Annotated in this window: 18 protein-coding genes; 17 read left to right on the top strand and 1 reads right to left on the bottom strand. The window is 72.3% G+C overall.

From position 1 onward, the window contains the following. The first annotated feature begins 241 nt into the window (after positions 1–241). The 16 genes from ACFYXC_RS10225 to ACFYXC_RS10150 all read left to right on the top strand — a co-directional run bounded on the left by ACFYXC_RS10225 (position 242) and on the right by ACFYXC_RS10150 (position 14,473). Positions 242–1,129, top strand: coding sequence for a hypothetical protein (locus ACFYXC_RS10225; RefSeq protein WP_389549138.1), 888 nt, complete (start codon positions 242–244; stop codon positions 1,127–1,129). Positions 1,130–1,240: 111 nt separating this feature from the next. Continuing rightward, positions 1,241–1,954: a Flp pilus assembly protein CpaB gene (cpaB, locus tag ACFYXC_RS10220; RefSeq protein ID WP_388914767.1), complete on the top strand. Its 714-nt coding sequence runs from the start codon at positions 1,241–1,243 to the stop codon at positions 1,952–1,954. 53 nt (positions 1,955–2,007) lie between these two features. Beyond that, positions 2,008–3,624 carry a CpaE family protein gene (locus tag ACFYXC_RS10215; RefSeq protein WP_389549135.1) on the top strand — a complete coding sequence of 539 codons (1,617 nt, stop codon included), beginning with the start codon at positions 2,008–2,010 and terminating at the stop codon, positions 3,622–3,624. Beyond that, positions 3,624–4,013 (top strand): TadE/TadG family type IV pilus assembly protein, encoded by a 390-nt coding sequence (locus ACFYXC_RS10210; RefSeq protein WP_388914773.1) that lies wholly within the window; start codon positions 3,624–3,626, stop codon positions 4,011–4,013. Before ACFYXC_RS10215 ends, ACFYXC_RS10210 begins: the two co-directional genes overlap by 1 nt. 83 nt (positions 4,014–4,096) lie before the next feature. Then, the gene (locus tag ACFYXC_RS10205; RefSeq protein ID WP_388914776.1) at positions 4,097–5,437 is read left to right on the top strand and encodes a CpaF family protein; all 1,341 of its coding nucleotides are present in this window, start codon (positions 4,097–4,099) and stop codon (positions 5,435–5,437) included. A 106-nt stretch (positions 5,438–5,543) separates the two neighbouring features. Beyond that, entirely contained in the window at positions 5,544–6,485 is a 942-nt protein-coding gene (locus tag ACFYXC_RS10200) for a type II secretion system F family protein (RefSeq protein WP_389549131.1), read from the top strand. A gap of 61 nt (positions 6,486–6,546) precedes the next feature. Beyond that, positions 6,547–7,437 carry a DUF5936 domain-containing protein gene (locus ACFYXC_RS10195; protein ID WP_388914782.1) on the top strand — a complete coding sequence of 297 codons (891 nt, stop codon included), beginning with the start codon at positions 6,547–6,549 and terminating at the stop codon, positions 7,435–7,437. A gap of 103 nt (positions 7,438–7,540) precedes the next feature. Then, positions 7,541–8,989 (top strand): sensor histidine kinase, encoded by a 1,449-nt coding sequence (locus ACFYXC_RS10190; RefSeq protein WP_389549128.1) that lies wholly within the window; start codon positions 7,541–7,543, stop codon positions 8,987–8,989. Beyond that, on the top strand, positions 8,982–9,734 hold the full coding sequence (locus tag ACFYXC_RS10185; RefSeq protein WP_389549125.1) for a response regulator: 753 nt from the start codon (positions 8,982–8,984) through the stop codon (positions 9,732–9,734). The genes ACFYXC_RS10190 and ACFYXC_RS10185 overlap by 8 nt, the downstream gene beginning before the upstream one ends. A gap of 105 nt (positions 9,735–9,839) precedes the next feature. Continuing rightward, the gene (locus ACFYXC_RS10180) at positions 9,840–10,079 is read left to right on the top strand and encodes a hypothetical protein (protein ID WP_388914926.1); all 240 of its coding nucleotides are present in this window, start codon (positions 9,840–9,842) and stop codon (positions 10,077–10,079) included. After that, complete coding sequence (locus ACFYXC_RS10175; RefSeq protein WP_389549992.1) at positions 10,076–10,681, top strand: pilus assembly protein TadG-related protein; 606 nt, start codon at positions 10,076–10,078, stop codon at positions 10,679–10,681. Before ACFYXC_RS10180 ends, ACFYXC_RS10175 begins: the two co-directional genes overlap by 4 nt. A gap of 15 nt (positions 10,682–10,696) precedes the next feature. Further along, complete coding sequence (locus ACFYXC_RS10170; protein ID WP_389549122.1) at positions 10,697–11,290, top strand: hypothetical protein; 594 nt, start codon at positions 10,697–10,699, stop codon at positions 11,288–11,290. 2 nt (positions 11,291–11,292) lie between these two features. Continuing rightward, positions 11,293–11,916: an OmpA family protein gene (locus ACFYXC_RS10165; RefSeq protein ID WP_388914794.1), complete on the top strand. Its 624-nt coding sequence runs from the start codon at positions 11,293–11,295 to the stop codon at positions 11,914–11,916. 145 nt (positions 11,917–12,061) lie between these two features. After that, complete coding sequence (locus ACFYXC_RS10160; RefSeq protein ID WP_388914797.1) at positions 12,062–12,937, top strand: LLM class flavin-dependent oxidoreductase; 876 nt, start codon at positions 12,062–12,064, stop codon at positions 12,935–12,937. 107 nt (positions 12,938–13,044) lie between these two features. Further along, entirely contained in the window at positions 13,045–13,584 is a 540-nt protein-coding gene (locus tag ACFYXC_RS10155; RefSeq protein ID WP_389549118.1) for a GNAT family N-acetyltransferase, read from the top strand. Between the two features lie 97 nt (positions 13,585–13,681). Further along, a complete protein-coding gene (locus tag ACFYXC_RS10150; RefSeq protein ID WP_389549115.1) occupies positions 13,682–14,473 on the top strand; it encodes a class I SAM-dependent methyltransferase in 792 nt (263 codons plus the stop codon). A gap of 240 nt (positions 14,474–14,713) precedes the next feature. Here ACFYXC_RS10150 and ACFYXC_RS10145 read toward each other — a convergent pair whose 3' ends face one another. Beyond that, entirely contained in the window at positions 14,714–15,064 is a 351-nt protein-coding gene (locus ACFYXC_RS10145) for an ArsR/SmtB family transcription factor (RefSeq protein WP_388914807.1), read from the bottom strand. Between the two features lie 106 nt (positions 15,065–15,170). Between ACFYXC_RS10145 and ACFYXC_RS10140 the strand changes: the two genes are divergently transcribed. After that, complete coding sequence (locus tag ACFYXC_RS10140; protein ID WP_389549112.1) at positions 15,171–17,111, top strand: heavy metal translocating P-type ATPase; 1,941 nt, start codon at positions 15,171–15,173, stop codon at positions 17,109–17,111. Positions 17,112–17,140 lie beyond the last annotated feature (29 nt).

The following is a 17,140-nucleotide window of genomic DNA, read 5'->3' as shown; positions in this document are numbered from 1 at the left end:
GCCTGCGTCGGGGCCCAGAGTTGGGGCATGTGCGGCTCACTCTGTGTGGATCATGTGCGCACCCCGCGTGAATCGATCTCAGGGATCCGGTGTTGAGTGGCGCACGGCGTGGATAAGGTGCAGTTGCGGAAGGACGCCACAGTGGCAAGCTGTGTCCGTCCGTGAGGCATTCATGGCGACATAGGGGCGATCTGGGACGGCGGTTGACCACCCCGGCCCAGTGAACGGGGTGGTGTGCAGCGTGCCGACCGCGATAGCCGTCACCAGTTCCGATCTGGTGCTCCCGCCGCATGACCGGCAGACACCGCCCGCCGCCGTCCAGCCCCTCGAAGACCTGGAGAGCTCCCTCACCGGGATGCACGCGCTCATCGAGCAGCACGGGTACGTGATCGCGCTCTACCCGTCCTCCGCGCCGGGTGACGTCAGGCGCCGCCTGCACGCCGTGCGCTCCGTCCTGGAGAGCGACCGCATCGCGGTGCTCGGGCTCGACCTGCCACCGCTCGGCCTCGCACTGCTCGCCCAGCAGTTGCGCCAGCTCTCCGTCTGCGACTTCAGCCCCGGCGTGCTGGCCTCCTCCGCGCGGCTGCTCGCCCACTACATCTACGCGGGCGCCCTGCTGACCTCGGTGGCCAAGCTCGACCGGGTTCCGGTGTCCCTCAGGTCGCACGCCAAGTCGTGGGTGCCGGGCGCCCAGTTCGCCGTACTGGCCACCCCGCGTCCCCAGCTGGTGCGCGTCGGACAGGGCGACCTGACGGGCCCGGAGTTCGGGACGCGGATGCTCGTCGCGCCCGGGCAGCTGCCGGCCGAGTGGCTCACCGGGACGCTCGCGCCCGCCTGGCGCGTCCAGGGAGTCGCGACCGTGCCGCTGCCCGCCGAGTCGGCCCGCTGGTGGGGCACGGGCAAGATCGCCGAGTTCGCCGCGGGCCTGCACGACGTGTCCGTGCTGTACCAACTGGTCTCGTCCGTACGGCGCGAGGAGTGCCACTGGTGCGGCCTCGAACTCATCGGTGACCGCTGCGGTTTCTGCGCGGCCCCCCTGTCACCGCTCCCGGCGCCGTCGCACGGGCTTCCGAAGGCCGCCGCGCGGGCAGCATCCTCGGTACGCGCCCTGCCCCGCGGGGCCACGTGAGCCACACGCGTGACGCACGTCAGGCACGGCAGGCACGGCCGTCAGGCACGTACAGGTGAATACCGGTGAACACCCCCTGAACTCTGTTCCGCCCCCACGAGGTGAGATGTTGTGAACTCGCGCCAGCGCCGCGGCGTCATCCTGCTGGCCCTCTCGGTCCTGTGCGCCGTGGGCGCCTTCGCCGGAGTGCTGTCGGTGATCCGCGACGTGAACTCGAAGGTCGGCCCCGAGGTCGCGGCGTACCGCCTGAAGAACGACATCGCGCCCTACAAGGCGCTGTCGGCCGACCAGTTCGAGAAGGTCTCGATGCCCGAGCGGTGGCTCTCCTCCACCGCGGTCACCAGCCTCTCCCAGGTCCGCGGCAAGATCGCCGTCACGCAGCTGAAGAAGGGCTCGCTGCTCCAGACGGACATGATCGTCGACCGGCCCGCCCTGCGGGCCGGTCAGCAGGAGATCGCGATCCTGATCGACGCGGCGACCGGAGTGGCCGGCAAGATCAACCCGGGCTCCCGGGTCAACATCTACGCCACGTTCAAGGACGAGAGCGACAACGGCAAGGACCAGTCGAAGGTCATCGTGCAGAACGCCCGCGTCATCGACGTCGGCAAGCTGACCGCGCTCGACCCCGGCCAGTCCGGCAACGACCGCCGACGCACCGTGAACGACGCCGTCCCGATCACGTTCGCCCTCGACACCGCCGACGCCCAGCGCGTCGCGTACGCCGAGTCGTTCGCCGAGCACGTCCGCCTCGCCCTCGTCGCGGAGGGCGCCGACGCCACCGTCGCGCCGGGCGACCGCTCGTACACCCTCGACGAGGACAAGTAGGAGGCCGTGATGCGCTCAGCCCCCACGAGGCCGTCCCACGCGAGGACCCGCCGATGACCATCCGCATCCTGCCCGCCGTCGGCGACATCGACTCCGCCCGCTCCCTCAGCACGCTCCTGAGCCAGCTCGCCGACGCCGAACCCGCCCCGCCGGTCGCCGACACCACGGCCCTGCTCGACACCCTGGCCCGGCTGGCCGCGGAGTCCCTCGACGAACTGCCCGAGGTCGTCCTCGTCCACGAACGCGTCGGCCCCGTTCCCGCGCTCGACGTCATCCGCGACCTGGTGCTGCGTTTCCCCGCCGTCGGCGTCGTCCTCGTCACCGCCGACACCAGCACGGGCGTCCTGACCGCCGCCATGGACTCCGGCGCCCGCGGCATCGTCGGCCTCCCTCTGAGCTACGAGTCCCTCGCCGAACGCGTCCAGGCGGCCGCCGCCTGGTCCACCGGAATGCGGCGCCACCTGGGCAACGGCACCCCCGAGCTGTACGCCGGGCCCGGCGGCACGGTCGTCACGGTGACCGGCGCGAAGGGCGGCGTCGGCGCCACGGTGACGGCCGTCCAGCTCGCGCTGGCCGCCCAGGCGTCGGGCCGCTCGGTCGCCCTGCTCGACCTGGACCTCCAGTCCGGCGACGTGGCCTCCTACCTGGACGTGCAGTTCCGCCGCTCCATCGCCGACCTCGCCGCGATCAGCGACATCAACCCGCGCGTCCTCCAGGACGCCGTCTACACCCACGACACCGGGCTCGGCCTGCTCCTCGCCCCCGCCGAGGGCGAGCGCGGCGAGGAGATCACCGACCGGGTGGCCCGGCAGGTCCTGGGCGCCCTGCGCTCCCGCTACGACGTCGTGGTGGTCGACTGCGGCGCCCAGCTGAACGCCGCGAACGCCGCCGCCGTCGAACTCGCCGACCAGGCCCTGCTCCTGGTCACGCCCGACGTCGTCGCCGTCCGCGCCGCCAAGCGCATGGTCCGCATGTGGGACCGCCTCCAGATCCGCAAGGCGGAGGAGACCCGCACGGTCGTCAACCGCTTCTCCCGCGGTACGGAGATACAGCCGTCCCTGGTCGAACGCGTCACCGGCACCAAGGTCGCCCGCACCACGGTCCCCGCCGCCTTCAAGGAACTCCAGTCCGTCGTGGACGCGGGCCGCATGCAGGACCTGGACGCCCGCTCGACGGTCAAGCAGGCCCTGTGGGCCCTGGCCGGCGAACTGGGCCTGGTGGCCGAACAGCCCGCCGGGGGCGGCGGCCGCCGCCGCAAGGCCGCCTCCGACAAAGGGGCCCTCTCCCTGCGCCGCAAGGGCGGCGACCGGGGAGCGGTCACCCTTGAGTTCGCCGGGATGTTCCCGATCCTGCTGGTCGTGATGACGATCCTGTGGCAGTGCGTGCTGTACGGCTACACGTACTCCCTGGCGGGGAACGCGGCGGACGAGGCGGCGCGGGCCGCGACCGCCGCGAACGCGGTGACCCCGGGTGCGTACGGCGGCGCCTGCCAGGACGCGGGCGGGGAGCACCTGCCGGGTGCCTGGGACGGCGCGTCGATCGGCTGCACCGTCGAGGGTCAGGTCATGAAGGCCACGGTCACCGCTCAGGTGCCCCTGTTCTTCCCGGGCTTCGACGCGGGCTGGACGGTCGAGGGCACGGCGGGAGCCGCACTGGAGGGGGACGACTGATGGGACGACGGACGCACCGCCTCTCGCAGCGCCTCCGGAGGCGGTTACGGGACCACGGGAACGACCGGGGCGTCTCCATGCTGGAGTTCGCCGGCTTCCTGCCCGTCCTGCTGGTCATCGGCATGGCGGCCATCCAGCTCGGCCTCATCGGCTACGGCATCAACCAGGCCGGGTCGGGGGCGCGGGCGGCGGCGCGGGCCGCCTCGCAGGGCGACGACGGGGGAGCGGCGGGGACGGCGGCGGTGAGCGGCTGGCTCAGCCCGAACGTGTCGGCCGCCGAGGGCGACGACCTCACCACCGCGACGGTCACGCTCCAGGTCCCGGCCGTCATCCCCCTCCTGCCGAGCGTGACCGTGGAACGCCACGCCACGATGCCCACCGACGACTGACCGGACGACCGAAGCACGCGAACGACCGAAGTACGTGAACGACCGACAGCGGAACGACCGAGAGACCGAGAGGAGGCGACCCCATGAGCCTGCGAGCCCGTATCGCCGCACCCGAGGAGGGCGGAGCCGGCCGCGAGGACGGACACCTCGTCGCCGTCTACCGCGCCAAGCTGCTGGAGGAGATCGACCTCGCGGAGATGTCGAGCCTCGCGGCGGCCGAGCGCCGCATACGCCTGGAGCGCGTCCTCGGGCACATCATCAGCCGCGAGGGCCCGGTCCTCTCGTCCGCCGAACGCTCCCAGCTGATCCGCAGGGTCGTCGACGAGGCCCTGGGCCTCGGTGTCCTCGAACCCCTCCTCGCCGACGCGTCGATCACCGAGATCATGGTCAACGGCCCGGACTCCATCTTCGTGGAGCGCGCGGGACGCGTGGAGCAGCTCCCGCTCCGCTTCGCCTCCAACGAGCAGCTGATGCAGACCATCGAGCGCATCGTCTCCACCGTCAACCGCCGCGTGGACGAGTCGAACCCGATGGTCGACGCCCGCCTCCCCACCGGCGAACGCGTCAACGTCATCATCCCGCCGCTCGCCCTCACCGGGCCCACCCTCACGATCCGCCGCTTCCCCCGCGCGTACACCCTGCCGGAACTGATCGGCCTCGGCTCCCTCGACGAGCAGATGCTGATGCTGCTCGCGGCGTTCGTCCGCGCCCGCTTCAACGTCATCGTCAGCGGCGGTACGGGCTCGGGGAAGACCACGCTCCTCAACGCCCTCTCCGGACTGGTCCCGTCCCACGAGCGCATCATCACCATCGAGGACTCCGCGGAACTCCAGCTCCAGCAGGAGCACGTGATCCGCCTGGAGTCCCGCCCCCCGAACGTGGAGGGCAAGGGCCAGATCACCATCCGCGACCTGGTCCGCAACTCCCTGCGCATGCGCCCCGACCGCATCATCGTCGGCGAGGTCCGCGGCGGCGAGACCCTCGACATGCTCCAGGCCATGTCGACGGGCCACGACGGCTCCCTCGCCACCGTCCACTCGAACTCCGCCGAGGACGCCCTGATGCGCCTCCAGACGCTGGGCTCGATGTCCGAGGTGCAGATCCCCTTCGAGGCCCTCAAGGACCAGATCAACTCCGCGGTCGACGTCGTGGTCCAGCTCACCCGGCACGCCGACGGCTCCCGCAAGGTCACCGAGATCGCGCTGCTGGTCTCGCACGGCCGCGAGCAGTTCCGGATCGTGCCCGTCACGCGCTTCGTCCCGCGCCCCACCGGCCCCGACCGGGTCGTCCACGGCCACTTCGAACACCTTCCGCTGCCCCGCTCGGTCGCGGAGAAGCTGTACGTCGCCAACGAGCCGCTGCCGCCCGCCTTCGGGGTCGCGGAAGCGATCGACGTCCTCAACACCCGGCAGGCGATCGGATGACACCCGTCGAAGCCACCGGGATCACGGGAGCCACCGGCATCACGGAAGCCCCTGGCATCACGGGAGCTCCTGGAGATTCGCCGGTCACGGGAGAGAGGAGCGCGAGGTGAACAACGGGGTCCCGCTCGCCCTCGGCGCCACCATCCTGTGCGGCACGCTCGCCGTCGCGGGTGTGCACACGTACGCGTCCGGCCGCGCCCAGCGCCAGGCCCTCGTCGACCGCCTCTCCGGCGGTGGCCCCCTGCGCACCGCCGCGGGCCGGGCCCGCCGCTTTGCGGCCGTCGACCGCCGGCTGCGCCGCACCCGGCTGGGCCGCACGATCCAGCTGCGCCTCTCGGCGACGGGACTCGACCTGACGGCGGGGGAGTTCTTCACGTACGTGGCCGCCGTGGTGGTCGCGCTCTGGCTGATCGCGGCCGCCGCCCTGGCCCCCTTCTTCGGCCCCATCGCGGGGCTGATCGGGGCGTGGAGCGCGGCGATCTTCCTCAACTGGCAGCGGCAGAAGCGCATCGAGGCGTTCATCAACCAGCTCCCGGACGTGGCCCGGCTGCTGGCCAACGCGGCAGCGGCCGGCCTCGCCCTGCGCACCGCGCTGGCGATGGCGGCGGAGGAGCTGGAGGCCCCGGCGGGCGAGGAACTGGCCCGGGTCGCGGACCAGCTGACCCTGGGCCGCTCGGTGGACGACGCCCTCGGTGAACTGGCCGAACGCCTCCCGTCCCGCGAACTCGTCGTCCTGGTCACGACCCTGGTGCTGTCCAACAAGGCGGGCGGCACGGTCGTGAACTCCCTGCGGAACCTCACCCAGACCCTGGAGGACCGCAAGGAGACCCGCCGCGAGGTCCGCACGATGCTCTCCGAGGTCAACGCGACGGCCTTCACGGTCCCTCTCCTGGGCCTGGGCTCGCTGCTCCTCATCAACTCGTCGAACGAGGGGGCCCTGGCCAAGGTGACCGGCTCCCCGCTGGGCCAGACCCTGGTGCTGATCTCCATGGGGCTCTACACGATCGGTTTCTTCGTCATCCGTCGCCTGGGCAAGATCGAAGTATGAGCACGCACATGAGTACGCCTACGAATGTGCGTGTGCGTGTGCGTGGGAGGAGGGGATCCCGGTGCTGGCTCTGCTGCTCGCCGCGCTGATGGGGCTCGCCGTCGGCGGCTTCCTTCTCGGGCTCCGCATGTACCGCGCGGAGGCCAAACTCCCCGGCGACCTGGCCCTGGCGCTGGAGGTCGGCGGGACCCGTGTCTCGAAGGCGGACTCGGCCGTCGACCGCCTGGGGATGCGCTTCGCCCCGCTCGTGCTGCGCCTGATGGGCCCGCGCCGCGTGGACGCCAAGCGCCGGCGCATCGACATGGCGGGCAACCCCGGCGGCCTGACCCTGAACCGCTACGCGGCCCGCCGGGCGGTGTACGGCGTCTTCGGCACCCTGCTGTTCCTGATCTTCCTGAGCAACGGCAGACTGCTCTTCGCCCTGATGGCCCTGGCCTTCGGCCTGCTGGCCGCCGACGCCCTGATCTGGCAGGCGATCCGCGAACGCAAGGAGGTCATCGACCGCACCCTCCCCGACTTCCTGGACGTCCTTGCGGTCGTGGTGTCGGCGGGCCTCGGTTTCCGCCAGGCCCTGGAGCGGGTCGCCGACCACTACGCCGGCCCGTGGGCGGACGAACTGCGCATCACCCTGCGCCAGATGGACATGGGCGTCAGCCGCCGCCAAGCCTTCGACGAACTGCGCAGGCGCAACTCGTCCGAGCAGGTCGCCCAGTTCGTCTCGGCACTGCAGCAGGGCGAGGAACTGGGCTCCCCGATCGCGGACACCCTCATCCAGCTCGCCACGGACATGCGCCGCACCGACGCCCAGAACTCCCGCCGCCGAGCGGCGAAGACCATCCCCAAGGCGACGATGGTCACCCTGGTCTTCATGCTCCCCGCCACGATGATCCTCATCGCCACGGGAATGTTCCTCGGCTCGGGCACGAACTTCGGCTCGGTCCTGGGCCGCTGAGATGGCAACCGGCCGGGGTCTCGGGGGGCGCGGCGGAGCCGCGTCCCGAAAGGGGCGCGGGGAACTGCGCGACCGGCCCCGACGGACCCGCAGGTTCCGCGACATGCTGTCGGCGGCCGGCGTTCCGCACGTGCACGGACCGGCGCCCCGTAGGGGGCGCGGGGAACTGCGCGCCGAGCCCCCACGAACCCGCAGGTTAAACCCGGCCCTCCCCGCCATCAGGCGCACGGCAGCCCGCCCCACGGGATACTTCGCAGACGACGCGGCAGCGCCCGGCAGCGTCCGCCTCCAGCTCAACGCCCTCCAGGCCCTGTGCCGCCAGGCATTCGCCGTACGCCTGACCCTCATCGCCCTCGGGGCCCCCTTCGCCACGGCCAACGCGGCCGACGGCCTTCCCCGTCACGCGGTCGTCACCGCCGCGGTCCTGGCCGTGATGGGCTCGTACGCCATGCTCAGGGACTGGGACAGGTTCGCGCCCCGGCTCCTCGCACACCCCACGCTCATGGCGGTGGACCTGGTCTTCGGCGCGGTACTCCTGCTGACGGCGTCCCCCGCCTCCCCCCTCGCCTACGCGGCGGTCTGCACCCCCCTCCTGGCGGGCCTGCTGTACGGCTGGCGCGGCTCGGGGATCTTCACGGGCCTGCAAATGGTGGTCCTGCTGACGGTCTTCAGAGCGTGGGAACAGCGCCCCGGCACCGGCGCGAGCACCCTCCTCATCGCGGGCTTCTGCGTCGCCGCGGGCATCATCGGCGTGACCCTGCGCAACCTGATGTTCCACTTCGGGACGGCGAGCCAGGCCCTCGCGGAGGCGAACTCCCGCCTGGCCGTGGCGGAGGCCGTGGAGTCCGAGCGGGCCCGCCTGGCCAGGGAGATGCACGACTCCGTGGCGAAGACCCTGCACGGCCTCGCGCTGTCGGCGGAGGCACTGTCGGTCGCCGCGGACCACGACACGGACCCGCACTCCCTCAAGGCCCAGGCCACCGCGGTGGCGGGTGCGGCACGCCGGGCGGCGGCGGAGTCCCGGGAACTGCTGACGGACCTGCGGGCGCACACCGCCCTGTCGGCCCCGTCCATGGACATGCTGACGGAACTGGCGTCCAGGGTGGCCGACTTCGAGTCCCGCACGGGCCTGACGGCGGTGTTCACCCACGAGGGCGCCCCACCGCCCACGGTCCCGCCCGAGGTGTCCCGGCACCTCCTGTCGATCGTCTCGGAGGCTCTGGAGAACGCCCACCGCCACGCGGAGGCGACCCGCGTGGAGATCACCCTCGACACCTCGCACGCCCCGTCCGCCCCGCGGCCCGCCCTGCGCCTGACCGTGCGGGACGACGGCGCGGGCACGGCCGTGTCCCTCGACGACGTCCGAGCCCTGGCGAGATCCGGCCACTTCGGCCTGCTGGGCATGCTGGAGCGCGCGGCGTCCGTGGGCGCGTGCCTCCGCTTCCGCGGGGCCGAACACGGCGGTACGGAGGTCACCGTGGACCTCCCTGTCGCCCCCGACCTGTCCGCATGCCCCTCACTCACTCCCCAAGAGGAGGCCGCACATGCCTGACCAGGCACTTTCCGGCCCGCCCCTGCGAGTGCTCGTGGCCGACGACAACCCGGTCGTCCGGGCCGGCCTCGCGGCCCTGCTGAACGCCCACCCCGACATCGAGGTCGTGGCGCAGGCGTCCAACGGCGCGGAGGCGATCACGTCCGCGACGCGTCAGCGCCCCGAGGTGATCCTGCTCGACGTACGCATGCCGGGCACGGACGGCCTGACCGCGCTGCCCCCGCTGGCCCGGCTCGCTCCCGTGATGATGCTGACGTACAGCCGTGAACGCGAGGTGGTGGCGGAGGCGTTGCGCCTGGGCGCGTCCGGTTATCTCGTCCACGGCGAGTTCACCGCGGACGAACTGATCACCGCGGTGCGGGACTTGCGCGACGGAATGGCCACTTTCACTTCATCCGCCGTCGATGTGTCGGATTCGCTCGGAGTTTCGTACGAACCGAACCAACACTCTTCGCATCTGCAATCGGTTATGGCACAGTCGTCGCAGGCTCCGGCGGCCAACGCGGCAGGGCTCCACCGCCGCGGCCACAACCGTCCCCAGTACGGGCTGAGTTCACGAGAGGTGGAGGTCATGGATCTCATCGCGGCCGGCATGAGCAATCAGCAGATCGCCGCCACGTGCTTCATCAGCGAGAAGACGGTCAAGAACCACATCAACCGCATCTTCGCAAAGCTGCACAGCTCTTCGCGCAGCGAAGCGATAGCCCACTGGCTGGGCACGGCCCGCGGGGGGTGGAACCGGTGACTCCGACCACGGGAAGTTGGGCCCCTGGACCCACCCGCAGTAGGCGGGTTCTCACGTACGGTGCGCGGGACGGTAGTGGTTTTGGGTGGGAGGGAAGGGATCACTGTGACCAGAGACTTGGAGCCGGGGACGTCCGAGGAGACGCAGCAAGCGGTTCGGGGCTGGGTCCGGACCGTGGCCTCCCGGATGCACGGGCAGGACAGGGACGCGGGCGCGGGCTTCGTGGAGTACGCGGGGCTGATGATCCTGATCGCGGGGATCTTCACACTGATCGACGGTCTCGGTCTCGACGGCCTCATCTCCGGCGCCATCCTCGACGCGGTCAACCAGGTCATCGGCGGCTGAACCCCGCACGACTGCGTGGCGATCGAGGGTCCTCTCTCCCCCTCTACATCTGGCTGACGGGGATCCTGCTCTTCGCCGCGTTCGCACTCTTCGCGTTCGCCCAGGCGGCGTCCGCCCGGAACGGAGCACAGTCCGCGGCGGACGCCGCTGCGTTGGCCGCCGCGCAGAGTGCCCGGGACGAGCTGATGGAGGGCCTGGAGGGTGCCATCGGTGTGGAGGACGACTGGCTGGACTGGCTCGACGGCGATGGGTTCGACGGCGCCGGAGCGGCAGCCGCGGCCGAAGAGTTGGCTGCCGAGAACGACGCCACCGTGACGGGAATCAGCGAGTACGAGGCGGGCGGCTTCCCCGGGTACCAGGTGGAGATCCAGACCAACTACACCGTCGGAGACTCGATCATCCCGGGCACGGAGAGCATGCAGGCGAACGCCGATGCCGCGGCGGTCATCGAACCGCGCTGCGACTTCGACGTGCCCGAGGACCCGGAAAGCGTCGTCGAACTGGATTGTGACGGCGAACTTGTGGATATCGACCCTGAAGATTTCGATTTGGACGACCTTCCCGACGCGTCCGTGCTGTTCTCTGTGCATCTGGCTGAGTGAAAGGAAGCCGTAGCGATGAACATTCGGCGCACCACGAAGGGCCGCACGGTACTGACCGCCGTGGCGATCACGACTGGGCTGGTCCTGACGGTGGCCGGCTGCGGCGGCGGTGGAGACGACGACAAGGGCTCGGACAAGAACACGTCCTCCTCGCCGGCGCAGAGCGACGGGAACGACGACGGACGACAGTCCGAGGCGCCCCCCGCCAAGGAGATCCTGGCCGAGGTGAAGGCGGGCGGCCTGACGTTGGCCGTCACCTCGGCAGGCCGGGACGAGGGTGGCTTCGTCACCGTCAAGGGGACGGTGACGAACGGCAGCGGAAAGTCGTGGGTGGCCGCGGACTGGCGTGGTGACGAGCGGGAACTGGCCGGGAACGGCGGGTCCATCGCCGGGGCCAGCCTGGTCGACCAGGCAGGCAAGAAGAAGTACCTCGTGCTGCGGGACACGGAGGGGCGCTGCCTCTGCACCAGGTTCACCGGTGGCCTCCAGTCGGGTGAGACCACGGAGTGGTTCGCCCAGTTCCCCGCCCCGCCGGAAGACACCACCAAGGTCTCCTTCCAGGTCGGCTCGATGCCCCCCGCCGCCGTTGAGATCTCCGAGGGCGAGTGACCATGCCCCTCACCCCCCGCGCCACCTCGATCACCCTCACGGCGCTCACCACGCTCGTCTTCATGACCCCCCTGACCGCGGCCCATGCGGACGACGAGGACCCGAGCGCCCCGCCGGGCAGTGTCACCACGTCCCCGCCCCCCGAGGTCGACGCGAACAGCCCCGGGCTGCAGCTCGCCGACGGCGCGACCCTCGCGGCCGCGCGGGTGCTCGACATCAAGTCGGTCGTCGAGGACCTCGGCGGTGAGGAGCGCCGCGAGGACACCAACGAGGACGTGACGTTCGCGCTCCAGGCGGAGGTCCTCTTCCCGAAGAACAGCTCGAAGCTGAACCCGGAGGCACGGTCCCGCATCGCGGCGATCGCGGACGAGATCAAGACCCAGAAGGCCACGAGCGTCCGCGTCTTCGGCTTCACGGACAACCTCGGCTCGTACGCCCACGGGATCACTCTCTCCAAGGGGCGGGCGGAAGCCGTCCACGAGCAGCTCGCCGCGCGGCTCGGCGACATGGACGTCACCTTCGTCGTACGCGGCTACAGCGAGGACTACCCCATCGCCGACAACACCTCGGAACAGGGCCGCCGCAAGAACCGCCGAGTGGAGGTCACGTTCCCGAAGGAGGCGTGAAAAAGGCTCCGGGGGACGCGGGCCGGGGATCTTCGCCGCCGACCCCGCTGCCGGAGCCTGAGCCGGACCGGCCACGACCCCGGCCTGATCACATTCGCCCCACAAACAGGTTGAGCCCCGCCCGCCCTCCGGGTAGGAAAGCGCCATGACCACACTCGGCGCTGTCTTCCGGCCCCAACTGCCCCCAGAGCGACTGCGAGCCCTGGCCCGCGCCGCGGACGACGCGGGCCTCGAAGAGCTCTGGCTCTGGGAGGACTGCTTCCTCGAAGGCGGCATCTCGGCAGCCGCGGCCGCCCTCGCGTGGACCGACCGGCTCCGCGTAGGCGTCGGCCTCCTCCCCGTGCCGCTCCGCAACGTGGCCGTCACCGCCATGGAGGCCGCCACCCTGCACCGCCTCTTCCCGGGCCGGCCCGTCCTCGGCGTCGGTCACGGCGTCCAGGACTGGATGGGCCAGGTCGGCGCACGGGCCGAGTCACCCATGACCCTCCTGCGCGAATACCTCGCAGCCCTGCGCGCGCTCCTCGCCGGTGACCGCGTCACCACCGACGGCCGGTACGTGAAGCTCGACGGCGTCGCCCTCGACTGGCCCCCGGCGGCGCCGGTGCCGATCCTCGCCGGAGCCACCGGACCCCGCTCCCTCAAGCTCAGCGGAGAAGCCGCGGACGGCACCATCCTCACCGCCAACACGTCACCCGCGGGGGTGCGGGAAGCCCGCCGGCTCGTCGACGAGGGACGCGCCTCGGCCTCCCGTACCGGCGAACCGCACACCGTCGCCGTCTACCTCCTCACCGCCACCGGCCCCGACGCCGCCGCCCGCCTCCAGGCCGAGCAGCGCGCCGAAGGCGTGGCGGGCGTCCCGGACCTCGGTGTCGCCGGGGACGCGGACGCCGTCGCCAAGGCGGTGCAGCGTCTCACGGACGCCGGCGCCGACACGGTCATCCTCCAGCCCACCGCCGACGAACCGGACCCCGAGGGCTTCATCCGCTTCACCGCCGAAGAGGTACGCCCCCTCGTCCCCTGAACCTGCACCCGTTGAACCCGCACCCCGAGCCGTCGTCGCCCACGCCCCGCCCACGCACCGCCCAGTCCCACGGCCACTGTCAGTGGCCGGTGCCAGACTGCCTCGGCATGAGCGACGACGCGCACGGACAGCCCATCGGCCGGCCACAGCCGGAAGCACGCGTGCGGCTGCGGAACGTACGGGACAGCGACCTGCCCGTCTTCTTCGCGTACGAACAGGACCCCGAGGCGACCCGGCGGTCCAGGTTCACCCCCCGGCCCCGCGACCGCTTCATGACGCACTGGACCACCCGCATCCTCGGGGACCCCACCGTCCTCGTACGGACGGTCGACGTGGACGACGCCCCGGCGGGCAGCATCGTCGCCTGGTGGGAACAGACGGCGGCCACGGGGGAGAACCGGCGTTTCATCGGCTACTGGCTCGGCCGTCCCTACTGGGGCGGCGGCATCGGTACCAAAGCACTCGCCCTCTTCCTCCGCGAGGAGCGGATCCGCCCTCTCCACGCCGACCCCTTCGCCGAGAACACCGCCTCGGTGCGCCTCCTGGAACGGCACGGATTCCGCCGGGTCGGCACGCTCCAGCACGGCGACGACGCGCACACCCTCCTCGTGCTCGACGAGGTCCCCGACCAAGAGCGACCGGCGTGATCGGCTCACCCGGGGTGCCCGGGGTGCCCGGGGTGCCCGGGGCGGCCGGGCGGGAATTCGGTCGCGATCCGCGAACCCCGCCTGCAAGCATCGCCCGATGAACCCAACCGACCCCACCGGCCCAGCCGCCCGCTCCTTCCAGGAACTCGTCGACGAGGCCGAGGCCGCCCCCACCGACGGGTGGGACTTCTCGTGGTTCGAGGGGCGGGCCACCGAGGAGCGCCCTTCCTGGGGGTACGCGCGGGCCATGGGGGAGCGGCTGGCCGGGGCCGCGGCCGCGCTCGACATCCAGACCGGCGGCGGCGAAGTCCTCGCGTCCGCCCCGCGGTTGCCGAGGCTCACCGTCGCCACCGAGGGCTGGCCCCCGAACGTCGCCAGGGCCACCGCCCTGCTCCATCCGCGGGGCGCGGTCGTCGTCGCCTCGCCGGAGGACGCGCCGCTGCCGTTCGGCGACGGGGCCTTCGACCTGGTCGTGAGCCGGCACCCGGTGACGCCGCACTGGACGGAGATCGCCTGCGTCCTCAGACCCGGCGGTACGTACTTCGCCCAGCACGTGGGCCCCGCCAGCGCTTTCGAGGTCGTCGAGTACTTCCTCGGCCCTGGACCCGAGGCTCAGCGCGGCAACCGCCACCCGGACGGTGAGCGCGCCGGCGCCGAGGCGGCCGGCCTGGAGGTCGTCGAGGTGCGGGCGGAGCGGCTGCGGATGGAGTTCCACGACATCGGTGCCGTCGTGCACTTCCTTCGGAAGGTGGTGTGGATGGTGCCCGGCTTCACCGTCGACGCGTACCGGCCCCGACTGCTGCGCCTGCACGAGCGGATCAGGGCCGAGGGCCCGTTCGTGGCCCACAGCTCCCGCCACCTCATCGAGGCCCGCAAGCCCGCAACCTGACCCCCGCCGCGCACAGAGAACACACCTCGCGTCCCGCGGCCTGCCCGCCGCCCTCCTCGGGCCGGTAAACGCCTCGCGTCCCGCCGCCGTCCTTCGGCCGGTAACGCGCCTCGCGTCCCGCGGTCTGCCCGCCGCCTGCGGGCCGGTAACGCCCCGCGTCCCCCACCTGGCCGCCGCCGTCTTCAGGCCGGTGGCGTCTCGCGTCCCCGGCCTGGCCCCCCGCCCCTCAGACCCAGCCGGTCACGCCCCGTCCCGCAGTCCCAGTCGCAGGTGCTCCACATGGTGCAGCGCCTGCTCCAGCAGCTCCGCCACATGGTGGTCGTACAGCGCGTACACGATCGACCGCCCGCGCCGTTCACCCGTGACGAGCCCCAGGTTCCGCAGCAGCCGCAGTTGGTGCGAGCACGCCGACTGTTCCAGGTCCGCCGCCTCGGCGAGTTCGCCCACCGCGCACGGGCCCTCCCGCAGGCGCGCCAGGATGCGCAGCCGGGAAGGGGTGGCCAGGGCCTGGAGCGTCGCGGCGACGTCCGCGGCGCCGACGGCGTCCAGACGCTCGCGCGTGCTGCTCCTCGCGTCGACTCCATGACCCATGCCGCCATCGTAGCGACGCGCCGGACCGGCGAATCGTCCCTCGGCAGGAATGAAGGTCCACGGTACGAATGAAGACCTGTTCATGTGTACCTGTATGGTGGCGCGCATGTCCGCCCAGGCATCCGCCCCCACCGCCCTGCCCGATCCCGCTGCCGCCCCCGCCCCGGTCCGCGTGCCACCCGCCCGCACCCGCCTCCTCGCCCTCCCGGAAGCCCGCTGGGCCGCCGCCTCCACGGTGGCCTTCCTGCTCGCGCTGCCGCTCCACCTGCTCGGCGGCCCCGCCTGGTCGTGGGGGCCGCTGTACGCGGTCGCCTACCTGGCCGGCGGCTGGGAGCCCGCGCTCGAAGGGCTCAGGGCGCTGCGCGGGAGAACCCTCGACGTCGACCTGCTGATGATCGTCGCGGCGCTCGGCGCGGCCTCGATCGGCCAGGTCATGGACGGCGCGCTGCTCATCGTCATCTTCGCCACCTCGGGCGCCGTGGAGGCCCTGGCCACCGCCCGCACCGAGGACAGTGTCCGCGGCCTCCTCGGTCTGGCGCCCCCGACGGCCACCCGGCTGCACCCCGTGAGCGGTGCGGAGGAGACGGTCGAGGCCGGCCGCCTCGCCGTCGGGGACGTGATCCTGGTGCGCCCGGGCGAGCGCGTCGGAGCGGACGGCCGCGTCCTCGACGGCGCGAGCGACATCGACCAGGCGACCATCACCGGCGAACCCCTCCCCGTTCCCAAGGCGGCGGGCGACGAGGTCTTCGCCGGCACCCTGAACGGCACCGGCGCCCTGCGCGTCCGGGTCGAGCGCGATCCCTCCGACACGGTCATCGCGCGGGTCGTCGCGCTCGTCGAGGAGGCGTCCCGCACGAAGGCCCCGACGCAGCTCTTCGTCGAGCGGATCGAACACCGCTACGCGCTCGGCATGGTGGCCGCGACCGTCCTGGTCTTCGCCGTTCCGCTCGCCTTCGGCGCCGAGCTCACCGGGGCGCTCCTGCGGGCCATGACCTTCATGATCGTCGCCTCGCCGTGCGCGGTGGTCCTGGCGACGATGCCGCCGCTCCTGTCGGCCATCGCCAACGCCGGCCGCCACGGCGTGCTCATCAAGTCCGCCGTCGTGATGGAACGCCTCGGGCAGACCGACCGGATCGCCTTCGACAAGACCGGCACGCTGACCGGAGGCACGCCCCGTCTCACCGGGGTCGTGACCGGACCGGGCTTCTCCGAGGCGGAGGTGCTGTCCCTCGCGGCCGCCGCCGAGTACCGCAGCGAGCACCCGCTGGCCCGTGCGATCGTGGCCGCCGCCCAGGACCACCCGCACGCGGACCCGCACATGGAGGCGTACGGCTTCCGGTCCGCGCCGGGGTGCGGGGTGACCGCGACCGTGGCCGGACGCGAGGTGGAGGCCGGCTCCCCCGAGCGCCTCGGCGAGCGGACGGCGGCGGTCCCCGACACCGAGGGCACCACGGTCGCCGTCCGCGTCGACGGCGTACACGCGGGCCTGCTGCTCTTCGCCGACCGGATCCGCCCCGGCGCCCCCGCCGCGGTCACCGCCCTGAAGCGCCTCACCACCGCCCCGCCCGCCCTCCTCACCGGCGACAACCACCGGGCCGCCCTGGCAGTCGCCGAGCGGACCGGCATCCCCCGCGACGGCGTGCGCGCGGGCCTGCTCCCCCACGAGAAGGCCGAAGCCGTACGCGATCTGGGCGGCCAGGTGCTCTTCGTGGGCGACGGGGTGAACGACGCCCCCGCCCTGGCCGCCGCCCACACCGGTGTCGCGATGGGCCGCGGCGGCTCGGACCTCGCGCTGGAGACCGCGGACGCCGTACTCGTCCACGACGACCTCACGGCCGTGCCGAAGGCGGTCGCCCTCTCCCGCCGCGCCCGGCGCCTCGTCGTCCAGAACCTGTGCCTCGCGGGCACGTTCATCGCCGTCCTGGTCGTCTGGGACCTGGCCGGCCACCTCCCGCTGCCCCTCGGTGTCGCGGGGCACGAGGGCTCGACGATCCTGGTCGGCCTCAACGGGCTGCGTCTGCTGCGGGAGAACGCCTGGCGCGAGTAGACCCCGGAGCCGAGCCGAGCCGGTCGCCG

This window comes from Streptomyces sp. NPDC002701, from assembly GCF_042889045.1.
Classification (GTDB): Bacteria; Actinomycetota; Actinomycetes; order Streptomycetales; family Streptomycetaceae; genus Streptomyces.
Note: the sequence above shows the minus strand (reverse complement) of the source record. Positions and strands in the feature narration are given on the sequence as shown.

Bases quoted from the DNA above. Each gene is read 5' to 3' on its own strand.
- ACFYXC_RS10215 (WP_389549135.1), top strand. From the start codon at position 2,008: ATGACCATCCGCATCCTGCCCGCCGTCGGCGACATCGACTCCGCCCGC.
- ACFYXC_RS10210 (WP_388914773.1), top strand. From the start codon at position 3,624: ATGGGACGACGGACGCACCGCCTCTCGCAGCGCCTCCGGAGGCGGTTA.
- ACFYXC_RS10205 (WP_388914776.1), top strand. From the start codon at position 4,097: ATGAGCCTGCGAGCCCGTATCGCCGCACCCGAGGAGGGCGGAGCCGGC.
- ACFYXC_RS10190 (WP_389549128.1), top strand. From the start codon at position 7,541: ATGCTGTCGGCGGCCGGCGTTCCGCACGTGCACGGACCGGCGCCCCGT.
- ACFYXC_RS10185 (WP_389549125.1), top strand. From the start codon at position 8,982: ATGCCTGACCAGGCACTTTCCGGCCCGCCCCTGCGAGTGCTCGTGGCC.
- ACFYXC_RS10170 (WP_389549122.1), top strand. From the start codon at position 10,697: ATGAACATTCGGCGCACCACGAAGGGCCGCACGGTACTGACCGCCGTG.
- ACFYXC_RS10165 (WP_388914794.1), top strand. From the start codon at position 11,293: ATGCCCCTCACCCCCCGCGCCACCTCGATCACCCTCACGGCGCTCACC.
- ACFYXC_RS10160 (WP_388914797.1), top strand. From the start codon at position 12,062: ATGACCACACTCGGCGCTGTCTTCCGGCCCCAACTGCCCCCAGAGCGA.
- ACFYXC_RS10155 (WP_389549118.1), top strand. From the start codon at position 13,045: ATGAGCGACGACGCGCACGGACAGCCCATCGGCCGGCCACAGCCGGAA.
- ACFYXC_RS10150 (WP_389549115.1), top strand. From the start codon at position 13,682: ATGAACCCAACCGACCCCACCGGCCCAGCCGCCCGCTCCTTCCAGGAA.
- ACFYXC_RS10145 (WP_388914807.1), bottom strand. From the start codon at position 15,064: ATGGGTCATGGAGTCGACGCGAGGAGCAGCACGCGCGAGCGTCTGGAC.
- ACFYXC_RS10140 (WP_389549112.1), top strand. From the start codon at position 15,171: ATGTCCGCCCAGGCATCCGCCCCCACCGCCCTGCCCGATCCCGCTGCC.